The sequence below is a fragment of the Aeromonas sp. NJAU223 genome, assembly GCF_051125555.1.
Classification (GTDB): Bacteria; Pseudomonadota; Gammaproteobacteria; order Enterobacterales; family Aeromonadaceae; genus Aeromonas; species Aeromonas veronii_G.
Window position 1 is genome coordinate 3,617,287 of the sequence record NZ_CP144204.1, and the last position, 15,046, is coordinate 3,632,332.

The following is a 15,046-nucleotide window of genomic DNA, read 5'->3' on the forward strand; positions in this document are numbered from 1 at the left end:
TGGCTCAGCCTCATTGCAGTCCTGACGATTGAAGCACCGGCTTGTCCCGCCACAGGGCCAGGATCACCAGCGCCAGCAGCGCCATGGGCGGAAACAGGCAGAGGATGACGCACAGAATGGTGATGAGCTTGGGATGCTCGCTCTTGCGGCGCGCCAGCCGATAGGCGATAAAGCCGACGATCACCATCAGCAGCAGAATGAAATATGCAGCCAAGGTAGAACTGATATTCATGAAAACTCCTTTTTTCATGGAAAAAACCAGTGTAACAATCAGCGCCCCCCCGGCAAGCCCCCATCTGGCAGCCACCACCAGACCGATAGTTTTTCCCTATCACAACAATAAATGAGAATTATTTTCATTTAACTAATTTCCGAGGCATACTCTTCTCATCACCAGAGGGAGTCATCATCATGCTCAAGACCATCAGCTTCGCCTGCCTGCACTTCACCGTCGCCTTCACTTTGGCTTACCTGCTGACCGGTGAGCTGCTGACCGCCAGCCTGATCGCCCTCGTCGAGCCCGCCGTCAACACGGTCGCCTTCTACTTCCACGATCTGGGCTGGCACAAGTTCAAGCCCAATCACAGCCTGCAGGCCAAGACCAGCAGCTTCGCCGTCGTCCACTTCTCGGTGGCCTTCGGGGTCGCCTACCTGCTGAGTGGCGAACTGCTCACCGGCGGTGTCATGGCCATGCTGGAACCCACCGTCAATACCGTGGTGTTCTTCTTCCACGAGCGGCTGTGGCGCGCCCGCCAGCAACCCGCCCTGGCCTGATCCTCCCCTTTCGCAGCAAGGGCCGCCTGGGGCAAGAAAAGCCTCGGCGGCCCCGCCAGATTGTGCTCTAGTATGCGGGTCGTCCCTCACGTTGGAGCCTTTTCTCATGAACAAGTTATTGCTTGGCACCCTCTTGCTGATGTCGCCGCTCACCCAGGCCGCCACCCCCTCCTTCGACTGCACCAAGGCTCACGGCAGCGCCGAGCAGCTCATCTGCCAGGATGCCGGTCTGGCCACCCTGGACAATGAACTCGCGGCCCTCTATCCCAAGGCCATCGCCAACTTCTCCCCCGAACAGGTAAAGACGGAGAAGGCGCTGCAGCGCGGCTGGATCAAGGGACGCAACGAATGCTGGAAGGATACGGCCCCCGGCAAGTGCATCGAAGCGAGCTACCAGACCCGTATCACCGAGCTGCAGATAAAGGGAGGCCAGCAGACGGTGCCCGCCCCCATCCTCTACCAATGCGGCAAGGATCTGACCGTGACCGCCTACTTCTACAACGACACCAAGTTGCCCGTCTCCGTCATCAACCTGGGGCCGGAGCAGCAGGTACTGGCCTATCAGGTGCCCAGCGGCAGCGGTGCCCACTACGAGGGACAGAACCTCAGCTTCTGGACCAAGGGCAAGGAGGCCATGCTCGAACGCTATGGCGAGCCCAAGCTCTCCTGCCAGGAATTGGGCAAGGGCAGCGACGAATAGACAACGCCATCACCATCATGAAAAAGCCCCGCAATGCGGGGCTTTTTGTTATCGACATTGACCTTGGCAAGCGGGGTTATTTCACCGCGACCGGCTCGAGGGCTGGCGTGTTGAACTCGCGCTCGGCTTCGTCGAAGCGATCCAGCATGGCCTTGGACGGAGCCTTGTCCAGCAGGCTGAACACCACGATGGCCAGGGCGGAGAAGAGGAAGCCCGGGATGATCTCATACAGACCCAGCCAGCCGAACTGCTTCCAGACGATGACGGTCAGGGCACCGACCAGCATGCCCGCCAGGGCACCGTTGCGGGTCATGCGCGACCAGAGCACGGAGAGCAGCACCACGGGACCGAAGGCGGCACCGAAGCCGGCCCAGGCATAGCTCACCAGACCCAGTACCCGGTTCTCCGGGTTCACGGCCACGGCGATGGCGATCACGGCGATCAGCAGCACCATCAGGCGACCGACCCAGACCAGCTCCTTCTGGGAGGCGTTCTTGCGCAGGAAGGGCTTGTAGAGGTCTTCCGTGATGGCGCTGGAGCAGACCAGTAATTGACAGCTGAGAGTACTCATCACCGCCGCCAGGATGGCGGAGAGCAGCACGCCCGCAATCCAGGGGTTGAACAGGATCTTGGAGAGCTCGATGAAGACCCGCTCCGGGTTGCCGGTGACGCCGGCCGCCTGCTCGGTGAAGGTGCTGAAGTAGGAGAGACCGAAGAAGCCGATGGCCACGGCGCCGCCGAGGCACAGCACCATCCAGGTCATGCTGATGCGACGGGCGCTGGCCATGGAGTGGTGGGAATCCGCCGCCATGAAGCGCGCCAGGATGTGGGGCTGGCCGAAGTACCCGAGGCCCCAAGCCATCAGGGAGATGATGGCGATGAAGTCCAGGTTCTTGAACATGTCGAGGTTGCTGGCGTTCTGCGCCGCCACCTGCACCATGGCGGTGTCGATGCCGCCGACGGCGATGATGACGAACACCGGGGTCAGGATCAGGGCGAAGATCATCAGGGTGGCCTGCACCGTATCGGTCCAGCTCACCGCGAGGAAGCCGCCGAAGAAGGTGTAGGTGATGGTGGCCGCGGCACCGACCCAGAGGGCGGTGTTGTAATCCATGCCGAAGGTGCTCTCGAACAGGCGAGCACCGGCCACCACGCCGGAGGCGCAGTAGATGGTGAAGAACAGCAGGATCACCAGGGCGGAGAGGATGCGCAGCACCCGGCTCTTGTCTTCGAAGCGGTAGGTGAAGTAGTCCGGCAGGGTCAGGGCGTTGCGGTTCTTCTCGGTGTGAACCCGCAGCCGACCGGCGACCCAGCGCCAGTTGAAGTAGGCGCCGATGACCAGGCCGATGGCGATCCAGCTCTCGGAGATGCCGCCGATGAAGACGGCGCCCGGCAGGCCCATCAACAACCAGCCACTCATGTCGGACGCACCGGCGGAGAGGGCGGTGACCCAGCTCCCCATGCGGCGTCCGCCGAGAATGTAATCGTCGAAGTTGCGGGTGGCGCGATAGGCGATGAAGCCGATCAGCACCATCCCGAGGATGTACACCAGGAAGGTGATAAGCATTGGGGTGCTAGCTGTCATTCAAAACTCCGTTATGTGACTTTGTACCCGTTCTGACGACGGGTTCTTCCTTAAAAACCGGCCTAGAGTAATCAGCAGATCCCATAAGCTCAACTGTTTTTAACAAATAAAAAACACAATAAAAACGTTTTACTGCTAACTAATTAACCACTCATGGATGAATTAGCCAGATATTATGCCACTGTCACAATGACTTATCCCAGCACCCAGGCTGGATGGACATAAAAAAGCCCAGGCCAGAGGCCGGGGCTTTTTTGTTGCACCGCGGGGATCAGCGGTTGATGGCGATAGGCATGCCACTGCGCTGTTCCAGCGCCTGTTTCACCAGCTGGGAATCGCTGTCGGCGTGGGCGATGAAACGAGTCACTTCAGGCGTCATGGGCAGGGGGGCCGGCATGCTGGAGTTGAACTCGGCCTCATCCCGGGAGAGGGGCTGGTGCACTTCCAGATAGCGGTGACCATCGGGTTCGAGGGATGCCTTCATCGGCTGGTTGATGAACTGCACGCGCGTACCGACCGGCACCTGCTTGAACAGGTACTCGATGTCATCGTTACGCAGCCGCACGCAGCCATGGCTCACCCGCAGGCCGATGCCGAACTGGGCGTTGGTGCCGTGGATGGCGTACATCTTGCCGATGTAGAGCGCGAACAGCCCCATGGGGTTGTCCGGGCCCGCCGGCCAGACCGCGGGCAGGGTCTCGCCACGGGCGGCGTATTCGGCATGCATCTTGGCAGTCGGGGTCCAGGTCGGGCCCTCTTTCTTGCGCTGCACGCTGGTCACCCAGTTCTCCGGGGTATCGGTGCCGAGCTGGCCGATGCCGATGGGCAGCACTTCCACCACCTTCTTGCCCTTGGGGTAGTAATAGAGGCGCATCTCCGCCACGTTGATGACGATCCCCTCCCGCGGCGCATCCGGCAGGATCAGCTGGTGCGGCACGACGAGCTTGTCACCGGCCTGCACCAACAGGGGATCCGCCTTGGGGTTGGCTTCCAGCATGTTGGTCAGCCCCAGCTGGAATTTGGCCGCCACCGTCTCCAGGGGCTGGCCGCCTTCCTCGGCGGGCACCACGTACTCCGTGTTCTCGCCCACCAGGCGGCTGTTGGCCGCAGGCAGGACATACTCGACGGCCAGGGCGGGTGCCGCAGCCAGGATGAAACTGCAGCAGAGCGTGGCGGCAGTGGCGTGAAGAAGCTTCATAGGATTCCCGTCATGGATAAGGTGAGTCAGTGCTCCGGCCCGATTGGGCGCGACAGGGCGCTCCAGGGGCCCGGAGAAGGCCGCCATTTTTCTCCCATGCGGGTAAAAATTCAACCGGCAAATGCGCGGATATTAAGCGCTGACCCATAACCCCGCCCCCTAGTCGTTGCCAGCCATCTCCCGTTGCCAGAGGCGCATATCATAACCTGTTGGCGATTGGTGCAACCGCAGATGAAACTGCCCGATAATGGCAAATAGGTGGTCGAAAATATCGGCCTGTATCCCTTCGTACTCGGCCCAGGCGGTGGTCGCCGTGAAGCAGTAGATCTCCAGCGGGATCCCCTCGCTGGTCGGGGCCAGCTGGCGCACCATCAGGGTCATGTCCTTGCGGATGTTGGGATGAGCCCGCAGATAGGCATCCAGATAGGCCCGCAGGGTCCCCAGGTTGGTGAGGTGACGGCCGTTGATGGGGTAGTTGATCGCCTCGCTGAGCTGCTGGTTGTAGCTGCTCAGCTCCTGCTCCTTGCGACTGAGATAGGGGGCCAGCAGCTTGGCCTGCTTCAAGGCCACCTGCTCGTCCGGCGTCAGGAAGCGCACACTGGTCATGTCGATGTTGACGCTGCGCTTGATGCGACGCCCGCCGGACTCCGTCATCCCCTGCCAGTTCTTGAACGAATCCGAGATGAGGGCGTAGGTGGGAATGGTGGTGATGGTCTTGTCCCAGTTTGACACCTTGACCGTGGTGAGACCGATGTCGATCACCTCGCCATCCGCCCCGTATTTGTCCATCTGCAGCCAGTCGCCGACGCTGAGCATGCGGTTGGCGGAGAGCTGGATGCCGGCGACCAGACCCAGGATGGGATCCTTGAACACCAACATCAATACCGCGGTCATGGCACCCAGACCGCTGAACAGGATCACCGGTGACTTGCCCAGCAACAGGGCAATCATCAGGATGCCCACCAGGATGCTGCCCACCAGTTTCACCCCCTGGAAGATGCCGCGCAGGGGCAGATCCCGCCCTATCCGGGTGTTGCGACTGAGGGAGAGCATGCAGTCGAGCAGGGCAAACAGGGAGAGCAGCAGGAACAGCAGGATCCAGAGCTGGGTCACGGTCTCGATCAGCATCAGGCTATCGGAGGCCCGTGGCAACCAGATCTCCGCCTGACCGAACATCACGGCCCCCTGCAGCACGAAGGCGAGACGGTGGAACAGGCGCTGCCGCAACTGGGGTGGCAACCACATCTGCTTGGTCTTGCCGAGCAGCGCCACCAGGCGCACCAGCAGCACCCGGTGCAGCACCAGGTGCAGCACCAGCGAGGTCAGGAGAATGAAACTCAGGGCAATCACCAGGGCCATCAGATTGCTGACTTCGATCCCCATGCTACCCAACCAGTGAAAAAACGCGTCTTTCATCCCAACCTCCACTCATGAAACAGCCTGTCAGGGTACTTATCTCGCCCGTCATGTCAAATGACAAAACGCTCAGGCCGAGCCCAAAACGACAACGCCCGGCACAGGCCGGGCGTTGTGATTCAGCAAGATGGCATCAGCCAACCAGGCTCAGGGCATCGCGGGCGATCACCAGCTCTTCGTTGGTGGGCATCACCAGTGCCAGCGGGCTGTCTGCGGTGGTGATGCGACCCTCCCCACCCAGCACGGCGGCGTTGTTCGCCTCCTTGTCCACCTTGAAGCCGAACAGGGCCAGACGGGCCAGCACCATCTCGCGCACCATGGCGGCGTTCTCGCCGATGCCGCCGGTGAACACCAGGGCATCCAGACGACCGTCCATGGCGGCAGCATAGGCGCCGACGTACTTGGCCACCCGGTAGGTAAACACGTCCAGCGCACGCTTGGCCCCGTCATCGGTGGCGTAGTTGGTGGTGACATAGCGGCAGTCGCTGCTCGCCTCCGTCATGCCCAGCAGGCCGGATTCGCGGGTCAGGCAGTGGTTGATCTGATCCACGCTGTAACCCAGGTTGTCGTGCATGAAGAACACGATGGCCGGATCGATGTCACCGCTGCGGGTGCCCATGGCCAGCCCTTCCAGCGGGGTCAGCCCCATGGAGGTATCGACCGACTCGCCGCCACGGATGGCGCAGACGGAGGCGCCGTTGCCCAGGTGGCAGTTGATCATGTTGAGCTCGGACAGCGGCTTGCCCAGCGCCTTGGCGGTCTCTTCGGCAATGAAGCGGTGGGAGGTACCGTGGGCGCCGTAGCGACGGATGCCGTGCTCTTCATACAGCTTGTAGGGCAGCGCGTAGAGGTAGGCCTCTTGCGGCAGGGTCTGGTGGAAGGCGGTGTCGAATACGGCCACGTTCTTCTCGGCCAGGGCCGGGAACACCTTCAGGGCGGCACGGATGCCAATGAGGTGAGCCGGGTTGTGCAGGGGGGCGAACGGGATGGCGGCTTCGATACCGGCGATCACGCCGTCATCGATGCGCACGGAGCGGGAGAACTGCTCGCCGCCATGCACGATGCGGTGACCGATGGCCACCAGTTGTTCGGCCAGGGCAGGGTCCTGGGGCAGGATCTGACCCACGATGTGGTCGAGGGCTTCCTGGTGAGCGGCACCCGCTCCCAGCATGGCTTCGCCCTTGACCCCGTGGAGTTTCCACTTGATGCGTGCATCATCCAGGTTGAAACATTCGGCCAGGCCGGACAGCATGTCCTCGCCTGTTTCGGCGTCCATTACGGCAAATTTCAGGGAAGAGCTACCGCAGTTAAGGATCAATACCAACTTGCTCATGTTCTACATCTTCCTGTGCTTCGGCTTGATGCCGACAGTGTCGTGTCATCCAAACAAGGATGGGATTCCCCTGCCGGGGGCTTATGGTCGCAGGAAAGTGCGTCCAATTTTTCAATTCGCTCGGTGCAGGCCGCAGGCGCGCTGCACTCATGAGGGGCTGGGCGAGCCACTGACGGCGGCCTCGTCCCGGGCGGGCACCTCGGCACCCGCGACTGGCGGCTACAGGCCTGCCAGCAGATCCTTGTGAACCTTGACCACCAATTTTTTCACCAAACCCGGGGTGGTCAGGGTACCAAGAGGGCGATGCAGTTCTCCCGGCCAGAAGATGGCGAAGTGGCCGGGCTGCAACGCCAGATAACTGGTCTGTTCGTCGTCGACGAACCAGAGATCGGGATGGGGATGATCCGCCCCTTCACATGCATAGGCATGAGGGCCTACTCCGATCCACTCTTCACCGCGCAGCAGCAGCTGGATGTCCAGATACTGCTCGTGAAACTCGCCACGGCGCGCTGCGACTGGCTCGGTCAGCTCCTCGCTCACCAGGCAGAACAGCCGCATGCCATCGACCTCGGTCTTGCCGAGGGGAGCATCCAGCCAGTGCGGGACGCTCTTCACCACGTCCGCCATGATGCGGGCCAGGGGAGCGGGCAAGGGAGTGCGTTGCAAGGTATCCAGACTGCCGGTGATCATCGCTGTGCTTCCTTAGGTGTATTCGCCGTCTATCTTCGTCTGCCAATAAAAAAGGACCCGTCAAAGGTCCTTGTCCAGCGCCGTCTGCTATCCGTGCAGACCAGAAGGAGCATGTTCATCAAATGGGCGCCGGATCACTGTTGCACAGTTTTTCGACGTTTGCCAAGAAATAACCGCTCACTCGCCAGATGATCGTACCAGCTGAAACAATATTATTCACTAGCGAATTGCCCCCGACTTTGACCAGACGCAAAAACGGGAGCATCAGCTCCCATTTTTTCTGTCCAACCAGCCTCATTCAAGCCTTTTTGGCATTCTCGACCGGTTTCGCATACATCTGACGCCAGATGTGCTTGTACTCTTCTGGCACCTCTGACTGGCGAGTCAGGAAGGCGGTCTGCTCGATGGTGCTGGCCTTGCCAGGCACATCCGCCGCCAGATAGTTGCCGGGGAAGAGTCGATAGCTGCCCCAGATGGCCTTGTCGATCAGGGCGGCGAGTTCGTCCGGATCGCTGAAGCCCTCGGTGATGGGGGCGCCGAAGGAGACATGAACCCGCCCCTTCTGGCCGACGATGCCGGCGACGATGCTCTCGATGTCCTCGAACTCCCCTTTCTCGTAGCTGCCGTTGACGGACTTCTCGTACAGCTCCCGCGCCTTGGCCTTGTCGGTGGGATCCAGCTCGTAGCTGATGCTGACCGGCACTATGTTGAGGCTGCGCATGTAGTCGACAAACTCGATCTTCTGCTTCTTGCCGTCCACGTAGAACATCTTGAGGATGGCGGGATCCGTCTTGTCGTCCCCGTCCTTGGCGCGGCCCTCTTTCTGGGCGATCCAGATGGAGTGCCCCTCGTGCACCGACTGGCCGATGTAGGCCGACAGCTCCCCGAGCATCTTCATCATCTCCCGCGGCCCCTTGGCGGAGCGTTTGACGATGAAGCTCTTGTTCAGCTTCATCAGCTCGGTGGCACAGGGTTTGCGCAGCAGGTTGTCACCGATGGCGATGCGCACGGTATCGAAGCCGTGGGTGTGCAGCCCCCAGTTGACGAAGGCGGGGTCCATGGCGATATCCCTGTGATTGGAGACGAACAGGTAGCCCTGCTCCTTCTTCAGGTGCTCGAGGCCGGAGAAGGTCACCCCCTGGGTGGAGGTCGCTATCATGCGGCTCATGTAGCGGGTCACCCCCAGCTGCACCTGGCGCACCGTGGTCACCTTGGCCCACTTGTGGCGCAGGAACTGGCGGATCAGCGGGCGAATGGCCCAGCCCAGCCAGCTCATCAGGGAGCCGAAACGGTATTTGGCGATGGCACCGATAAACTCATCATCCTGGATCAGTCGCTCGATGGCTGCCGGCACTTCGTCATCGCGATAGGGGCGAATGTCCGCGAATCTGTCTACGTCAGTCACAATGTCAGCCTTGCAAGTATGGGATCGCGGCCAGCAGCAGCTGGCCGGGCAAAAATTCAGGGCGCAATTTTACACGCTTTTGGGGTCAGGGGTATGAGCAGCGCACAGATAGTGCGACCGATCCCGAAAAAGCCAGGATCAGGCCCCGTTTTCGGGCTTAAACCGCGGGATTGATCAGCGCCGTGAGGACGTGATCCTCCCAGCGGCCGTTGATCATCAGGTAATCCCGGGCATAGCCTTCCCGCTCGAAGCCGAGGCGCGCGAGCAGGGCGCCACTGCGCTCATTCGCTGGCATGTAGCTCGCCATGACGCGGTGCAGGCCGAGCTCGCGAAACAGATGCTCGATAGCGGCGGCCACCACCTCCTGCATCAACCCCTGCCCTTCGTGGGCCTTGTCCACCGCATAGCCGAGATGGCAGGCTTTGAACATGCCCATCACGATGTGGGTGAAGTTGCAGGTGGCGAGCACCCGCTCCCCCTTGGGGTCGAGCGCCACCAGTTGCAGAGCTCTGCCATCGAAGAACTGGCTGTAGCCGTCCCGCAGCCGCAGGCGCCAGTGATCCAGGGTATAGAAACTCTCGTCCCGCGCGGGCTCCCAGGCCTGCAGATGGGTGCGATTGCGCAGATAGAAATCCAGCATCAGATCGGCCCGCTCCGGGGTCAGCACGGTCAGCCGGGTGCGGGCGGTCTGGATGACGGGCAGACTCATGGATGCTCCCGCTGGCGCAGCCAGTCGTCCCGCAAGAGGCCATAGTGGACGTGATCCACCACCCTGTCGGCCAACCGCTCGGCACGGCGGATGATCCCCTCCTGCTCCATGCCAAGCCGCTCGCATACCGCCCGGCTGGCGTCGTTCTCGGTGGCGGCGCTGATCTCCACCTTCTCCATCCCCATCTCCTCGAAGGCGTGATGGATCATCGCCTGGCAGGCCCGGGTGATGATGCCGTTGCCCTGCCAGCGCTCCGCCAGCCAGTAGCCGATGGTGACCTTGCCGAGGGCGGCATCGATCTGGTTGTAGCCGATGATCCCCACCACCTCCCCCTGATACTCGATGGCGGTAGTGAGCCCCTCGCCGCGGGCGAACTTCTCGATGGCGTGGCGAATGAAGGTGGCCGTGTCGGCCGGTTGCTGGATATAGGGCACCCAGGGCAGCCATTGGGTCAGGTAGTCACGGTTGCGCTGGCAGAGGCCGAACAGCTCGCTGGCCATATCGGGCTGCAGAAACAGCAGCGACAGCTCATCATCCAGTTGCCATGAAAACATCCGTTTTCTCCTCCCTTGTGGCTCCCCATGAGCCGTCATGAGGGCCAATGTAGTCAATCAAGCCATTGTCTGCCAAGGACTTTCAGTACGAGATCCCGGCCGGCAACCCCCATATGGACACCCCCATCCGGGCCAGGATTCGACGCCCAGATCACTGCCCCTCTTTTTTGGAACAAAAAACCAACAATTTGGCATATGGCAGGCGTAGTGGATGGCAACAGTCACTTCCACTACCTGTTTATGCTGCCCTGTCACAACTAACAGGGCGCAATTTCAAACCGGCCCACTAGTGTAGGAATGCCGGGCAAGAGACCCGGAATGCACTCTTCATCGACTTAAGGAAAGACGAGATGAACAAAGTTTATTTGGCCGTGGTACTGGCCTGCTGGGGAAGCGCCGCCATGGCGGCAGAACAGGTGGAAGTGAATCAGGTTGCCGGCATCCAGGGGGCACCAAGCGGGGCCGCCGGTGTCGGTGCCCTGGCCGGAGAGGGGGAGTACCGCCAGGTGCGGGTCGTCAAGCTGCCCAACGGCCAGCAACGGGTGCGCTATGAGCAGACCTGGCGCGGCATCCCGGTCTGGGGCCAGGTGCTGGTCGCCGAGCAGTCTCTCGGTGGCCAGGTCAGTCAGGTGTCCGGCCAGATCCTGCGCCAGATAGACGCCGATTTGGCGAGCCCCGCTGCCACCCTCACCCCCGCCGATGCCGCGAGCAAGGCCCGCGCCGGCGCCAAGGGCAGCAACGAGCGGGTCAAGCTGTTCGTAATGCAGGATGAGGCCGGTCAGGCCCGCCTGGTCTACCTGGTCTCCTGGCTCGCGGCGAGCGACGAGCCCAGTCGCCCCTTCGTGGTGATCGATGCCCAGAGCGGCAGCGAGCTCAAGCGCTGGGAAGGGATCAACCACAAGGACGCCACCGGCCCCGGTGGCAACACCAAGACCGGCAAGTACTTCTACGGCGCCGACTACGGCCCGTTGCAGGTGGATGACAGCTGCCGCATGAGCAGCGCGAACGTGGATACCATCAACCTGAACCACGCCACCTCGGGCGGTGCCGTGCACCAGTTCACCTGCCCGGAAAACACGGTCAAGGAGATCAACGGCGCCTACTCCCCCCTCAACGATGCCCACTACTTCGGCAACGTGGTGTTCGACATGTACCGCAACTGGTACAACACGGCGCCGCTGAGCTTCAAGCTCAAGATGCGGGTGCACTACAGCCGCAACTACGAGAACGCCTTCTGGGACGGCAGCCAGATGACCTTCGGCGACGGTGCCACCACCTTCTACCCGCTGGTGAGCCTGGACGTGGCCGCCCACGAGGTGAGCCACGGCTTCACCGAGCAGAACTCGGGGCTGGTCTACTCCGGCCAGTCAGGCGGCATCAACGAGGCCTTCTCCGACATGGCGGGGGAAGCGGCCGAAAACTACATGAAGGGCAGCAACGACTGGCTGGTGGGAGCCCAGATCTTCAAGGGCAACGGCTCACTGCGCTACTTCGAGGATCCGACCCGGGATGGCAAGTCCATCGGCCATGCCAGCGATTACTATGATGGCATCGACGTGCACCACAGCTCGGGGGTCTACAACCGTGCCTTCTACCTGCTGGCCAACACCAGCGGCTGGAATACCCGCAAGGCATTCGAGGTGTTCGTGCTGGCCAACCGCCTCTACTGGGGCGCCAACACCACCTACGATCAGGGCGCCTGCGGCGTGACCAAGGCAGCCACGGATCTGGGCTACAGCCTGACCGATGTGGCGGCGGCCTTCACCACGGTCGGGGTCAACGCCACCTGTGGCGGCACCACGCCACAACCCGGCAGCGTGCTGCAAAACGGTGTACCGGTGACCGGTCTGGCCGCCGCCAAGGGGGGCAAGGTGAGCTACACCATCGACGTGCCCGCCGGCAAGAGCCAGCTGGTGATCGCCAGCAGCGGCGGCAGCGGGGATGCGGATCTCTATGTGAAGTTTGGTTCGGCCCCGACCAGTACCAGCTATGACTGCCGTCCCTACAAGAGCGGCAACGCCGAGACCTGCACCCTGAACGCCCCCAAGGCGGGCACCTGGCACGTGCAGCTCAGCGCCTACAGCGCCTTCTCCGGGGTAACCCTGAAAGCCAGCCACTGATCCCGTCCCAAGGGATTGACTCACTCAGGCGCCGGACTTGTCCGGCGCTTTTCTTTTGGCTCTCAGCTGGTGCTCAGCGCCCCGCCCAGCGCCTGGCCAGGGTGCGGGCAGCCTCCAGTACCCGCTCCTTCTCCCGGTTCGGTCGCTTGCCGCTGCGCCAGGCCATCATCACGTCCCAGTGATCCGGCGGCAAATCCACCACATCGAGCTGCACCAGGCGGCCGAACTCCAGATCCCGGCTGATGGCGAGCGCCGGCATCAGGGTGATGAAACCGTGCTCCAGTGCCAGCTCCCGCGCCGCGCTGGCGGGCTGGATGGCATGCAGCGGGCTCGCCACCTGGCGCAGCAGCCGCAGCTGCAGGATCAGCTCGTCGCAACCTGTGCCCCATTGCTGGGGGGCCAGCCGCTCGTTGGCAATGTCCTGCAGGGTCAATCCCTGCTTGCCTGCCAGCGGGTGACCGGCGCTGGCCACGGCGATGATGGGGGAGCGATAGAGCAGCTCGAGCTGGATGCCGGCGATGGCGGGGCATTTCAAGATGAAGCCCACATCGGTCTCACCGGTCAGCAGCTCCTGCATGATGACGCCGGAGTGATCCGTGTTGCAGCGGATCTCGAACGCCTCGTCCACCAGGGCCAGCAGCAGTGGCCCGAAAACCACGGTGGTGAGGGACGGCAGACAGGACAACTTGATGCGTGGCAGGGCGGGCGCCCCCTGCATTGCCAGCCGCCCTCCCTCCAGGGCGCTGAGGGCCGCGCTCGCGGCGGGCAGGAACTGCTCGCAGGCCGGGGTCGGGGCCGCGCCCCGGCGATGACGGAAGAACAGGGGCTGTCCCAGCGCCTGTTCCAGCACGGCGATCCGCTGGCTGACCATGGGTTGGGACCAGCCGCGAATGGCGGCGACCTTGCTGAAGCTGCCACGGTTGGCCACATCCAGCAGCAATTGCAGATCATCGAGGGTCATAGCCATAACAAAATCCAATATGAAATATAGCCAGTTGTCGGCTACCACTATATCTGGCCCCCTTCCAGAATAGCAGTATCAAATGTCATGAAATGGCCACAGCGCCGCCGAGCCAGGGACTTATCTTCGTCCTTGGCTCTGTTTGGTGACGGCGCCATTCAGGCAACACACACCATAAATACAATATTCGATGCAGTAGAGGTTCTAAGGGTCATGGTTGAGCGGGCAAGGCGGTTGGGGCGGTGGTTCTTGGCATTGGATTCCCTCTTGGTGATCCTGGGGTTCTTCGTGGTCATGCCCATGATCAGCCTGCGCTTCGTGGATCAACTCGGCTGGGCAGCCGGCGTGGTCGGACTGGCGCTGGGGTTGCGTCAGCTGACTCAGCAGGGGCTGGGGGTCTTTGGTGGCTCCCTTGCCGACAAGTTCGGCGCCCGCCCCCTCATCGTCTGCGGCATGCTGCTGCGCGCAGCCGGCTTTGCCAGCCTGGCCTATGCCCAGACAGGGCTGGATCTGATCCTCTCCTGCGTCATCTCCGGGCTCGGCGGCTGCCTGTTCGATCCCCCCCGCGCGGCCCTGGTGATCAAGTTCACCCGTCCCCGGGAGCGGGGCCGCTACATCTCATTGCTGATGATGCTGGAGAGTGCCGGCGCCGTGGCCGGGGCCCTGCTCGGCAGTTGGCTGCTCAACTTCGATTTCGAGTACGTCTGTCTGCTGGGAGCCGGGCTTTTCGTCTGCGCGGCCCTCTGCAACCTGCTGATCCTGCCCGCCTACAAGCTCTCACTGCGGCCCACCCCGATCCGGGCAGGTCTCGGCCAGGTACTGGCGGACAAGGCCTTCTGCCGAGTGGTGCTGGTTCTGAGCGGCTACTACGCGCTCTGGGTGCAGGTGATGCTGATCTTCCCCATCCTGGTCAAGCAGATGGCGGGCACCACCACGGCGGTGGGCTGGATGTACACCCTGGAGACCGCCATCTCCCTGACCCTGCTCTATCCCCTTGCCCGCTATGGGGAGCGCCATTTCAAGCTGGAGAATCGCTTGATGGCCGGGGTACTGCTGATGACCGCCGGCATCGGACTGGTGGCCTTCGCCACCACCCTGCCCGCCGTCTTCATGCTGCTGGCCTGTTTCTATCTCGGCATCGTCATCGCCGAGCCGGCACGGGAGACCCTCATGACCAAGCTTGCTCAGCCGGGGGCCCGTGGCAGCTACATGGGCTTCAGCCGGCTGGGACTGGCGCTCGGCGGCATGACCGGCTATGTCAGCGGCGGCGCCCTGCACGACTACGCCAATGCCCAGGGCCAACCCTGGCTGCCCTGGCTGGTGCTGGGCACCGTCGGCATCATCACCTTCCTGCTGCTGGTCAGCTGCTTCCAGCGCGGCTCCCGCCTCGCCAGCATCAGCGCCTAGGCCCGCAAGACAAACACGTCATCATATCGATATGAGCAGGGGGCCGGTTTATACCACCCGGCCCCCTGTTGTTATCCGCTCGTCCATCGCTGAGCACCCCAGGGGTACCAACACTCATCCGCGCTCACCGTCAACCTCCCCTGCATCTTCGGATAAGGTCGGGATTGCAACCATGACCGCCGTTGACTGCTCCC

At 62.3% G+C, this 15,046-nt stretch carries 14 protein-coding genes; 4 read left to right on the plus strand and 10 right to left on the minus strand.

Features of this window, described 5'->3' with window-relative positions:
* Positions 1 to 10: 10 nt before the first annotated feature.
* Positions 11 to 232, minus strand: a complete 222-nt coding sequence (locus VZC39_RS16550) for a hypothetical protein (RefSeq protein ID WP_349919395.1) — start codon at positions 230 to 232, stop codon at positions 11 to 13.
* A gap of 179 nt (positions 233 to 411) precedes the next feature.
* Here VZC39_RS16550 and VZC39_RS16555 point away from each other — a divergent pair, with 179 nt between their 5' ends.
* Both VZC39_RS16555 and VZC39_RS16560 read left to right on the plus strand, forming a co-directional pair.
* A complete protein-coding gene (locus tag VZC39_RS16555) occupies positions 412 to 774 on the plus strand; it encodes a DUF2061 domain-containing protein (RefSeq protein ID WP_349919396.1) in 363 nt (120 codons plus the stop codon).
* 106 nt (positions 775 to 880) lie between these two features.
* Complete coding sequence (locus tag VZC39_RS16560) at positions 881 to 1,474, plus strand: MliC family protein (protein ID WP_349919397.1); 594 nt, start codon at positions 881 to 883, stop codon at positions 1,472 to 1,474.
* A 76-nt stretch (positions 1,475 to 1,550) separates the two neighbouring features.
* On the opposite strand, the gene putP is transcribed toward VZC39_RS16560, so the two are convergent.
* From putP to VZC39_RS16600, 8 genes are all read right to left on the minus strand, one after another.
* Positions 1,551 to 3,059 carry a sodium/proline symporter PutP gene (putP, locus tag VZC39_RS16565; RefSeq protein ID WP_349919398.1) on the minus strand — a complete coding sequence of 503 codons (1,509 nt, stop codon included), beginning with the start codon at positions 3,057 to 3,059 and terminating at the stop codon, positions 1,551 to 1,553.
* A gap of 271 nt (positions 3,060 to 3,330) precedes the next feature.
* Positions 3,331 to 4,257, minus strand: a complete 927-nt coding sequence (locus VZC39_RS16570; RefSeq protein WP_349919400.1) for a L,D-transpeptidase family protein — start codon at positions 4,255 to 4,257, stop codon at positions 3,331 to 3,333.
* 159 nt (positions 4,258 to 4,416) lie between these two features.
* The gene (locus tag VZC39_RS16575) at positions 4,417 to 5,673 is read right to left on the minus strand and encodes a mechanosensitive ion channel family protein (RefSeq protein ID WP_349919402.1); all 1,257 of its coding nucleotides are present in this window, start codon (positions 5,671 to 5,673) and stop codon (positions 4,417 to 4,419) included.
* A 133-nt stretch (positions 5,674 to 5,806) separates the two neighbouring features.
* A complete protein-coding gene (locus VZC39_RS16580; protein WP_349919403.1) occupies positions 5,807 to 7,006 on the minus strand; it encodes an acetate kinase in 1,200 nt (399 codons plus the stop codon).
* A 219-nt stretch (positions 7,007 to 7,225) separates the two neighbouring features.
* Entirely contained in the window at positions 7,226 to 7,696 is a 471-nt protein-coding gene (locus tag VZC39_RS16585) for a YhcH/YjgK/YiaL family protein (protein WP_434663954.1), read from the minus strand.
* Positions 7,697 to 7,994: 298 nt separating this feature from the next.
* Positions 7,995 to 9,101: a 1-acyl-sn-glycerol-3-phosphate acyltransferase gene (locus VZC39_RS16590; protein WP_349919407.1), complete on the minus strand. Its 1,107-nt coding sequence runs from the start codon at positions 9,099 to 9,101 to the stop codon at positions 7,995 to 7,997.
* A 157-nt stretch (positions 9,102 to 9,258) separates the two neighbouring features.
* Positions 9,259 to 9,810: a GNAT family N-acetyltransferase gene (locus tag VZC39_RS16595; protein WP_434663957.1), complete on the minus strand. Its 552-nt coding sequence runs from the start codon at positions 9,808 to 9,810 to the stop codon at positions 9,259 to 9,261.
* On the minus strand, positions 9,807 to 10,364 hold the full coding sequence (locus VZC39_RS16600; RefSeq protein WP_434663960.1) for a GNAT family N-acetyltransferase: 558 nt from the start codon (positions 10,362 to 10,364) through the stop codon (positions 9,807 to 9,809). Before VZC39_RS16600 ends, VZC39_RS16595 begins: the two co-directional genes overlap by 4 nt.
* Before the next feature lie 350 nt (positions 10,365 to 10,714).
* Here VZC39_RS16600 and VZC39_RS16605 point away from each other — a divergent pair, with 350 nt between their 5' ends.
* Positions 10,715 to 12,484: a M4 family metallopeptidase gene (locus VZC39_RS16605; RefSeq protein WP_349919411.1), complete on the plus strand. Its 1,770-nt coding sequence runs from the start codon at positions 10,715 to 10,717 to the stop codon at positions 12,482 to 12,484.
* A 73-nt stretch (positions 12,485 to 12,557) separates the two neighbouring features.
* Here the strand turns inward: VZC39_RS16605 and VZC39_RS16610 are convergent, their stop codons facing one another.
* Positions 12,558 to 13,451: a LysR family transcriptional regulator gene (locus tag VZC39_RS16610; protein ID WP_349919412.1), complete on the minus strand. Its 894-nt coding sequence runs from the start codon at positions 13,449 to 13,451 to the stop codon at positions 12,558 to 12,560.
* A 207-nt stretch (positions 13,452 to 13,658) separates the two neighbouring features.
* On the opposite strand from VZC39_RS16610, the gene mdtH reads away from it, so the two are divergent.
* Positions 13,659 to 14,852 carry a multidrug efflux MFS transporter MdtH gene (gene mdtH, locus VZC39_RS16615; protein WP_349919413.1) on the plus strand — a complete coding sequence of 398 codons (1,194 nt, stop codon included), beginning with the start codon at positions 13,659 to 13,661 and terminating at the stop codon, positions 14,850 to 14,852.
* Positions 14,853 to 15,046 lie beyond the last annotated feature (194 nt).

What these genes read in the sequence shown, in the direction of transcription:
- VZC39_RS16605 (WP_349919411.1), top strand. Translation starts at nt 10,715, where the DNA reads ATGAACAAAGTTTATTTGGCCGTGGTACTGGCCTGCTGGGGAAGCGCC.
- putP (WP_349919398.1), bottom strand. Translation starts at nt 3,059, where the DNA reads ATGACAGCTAGCACCCCAATGCTTATCACCTTCCTGGTGTACATCCTC.
- VZC39_RS16555 (WP_349919396.1), top strand. Translation starts at nt 412, where the DNA reads ATGCTCAAGACCATCAGCTTCGCCTGCCTGCACTTCACCGTCGCCTTC.
- VZC39_RS16560 (WP_349919397.1), top strand. Translation starts at nt 881, where the DNA reads ATGAACAAGTTATTGCTTGGCACCCTCTTGCTGATGTCGCCGCTCACC.
- VZC39_RS16570 (WP_349919400.1), bottom strand. Translation starts at nt 4,257, where the DNA reads ATGAAGCTTCTTCACGCCACTGCCGCCACGCTCTGCTGCAGTTTCATC.
- VZC39_RS16550 (WP_349919395.1), bottom strand. Translation starts at nt 232, where the DNA reads ATGAATATCAGTTCTACCTTGGCTGCATATTTCATTCTGCTGCTGATG.
- VZC39_RS16595 (WP_434663957.1), bottom strand. Translation starts at nt 9,810, where the DNA reads ATGAGTCTGCCCGTCATCCAGACCGCCCGCACCCGGCTGACCGTGCTG.
- VZC39_RS16610 (WP_349919412.1), bottom strand. Translation starts at nt 13,451, where the DNA reads ATGGCTATGACCCTCGATGATCTGCAATTGCTGCTGGATGTGGCCAAC.
- VZC39_RS16585 (WP_434663954.1), bottom strand. Translation starts at nt 7,696, where the DNA reads ATGATCACCGGCAGTCTGGATACCTTGCAACGCACTCCCTTGCCCGCT.
- VZC39_RS16600 (WP_434663960.1), bottom strand. Translation starts at nt 10,364, where the DNA reads ATGTTTTCATGGCAACTGGATGATGAGCTGTCGCTGCTGTTTCTGCAG.
- mdtH (WP_349919413.1), top strand. Translation starts at nt 13,659, where the DNA reads ATGGTTGAGCGGGCAAGGCGGTTGGGGCGGTGGTTCTTGGCATTGGAT.
- VZC39_RS16575 (WP_349919402.1), bottom strand. Translation starts at nt 5,673, where the DNA reads ATGAAAGACGCGTTTTTTCACTGGTTGGGTAGCATGGGGATCGAAGTC.
- VZC39_RS16580 (WP_349919403.1), bottom strand. Translation starts at nt 7,006, where the DNA reads ATGAGCAAGTTGGTATTGATCCTTAACTGCGGTAGCTCTTCCCTGAAA.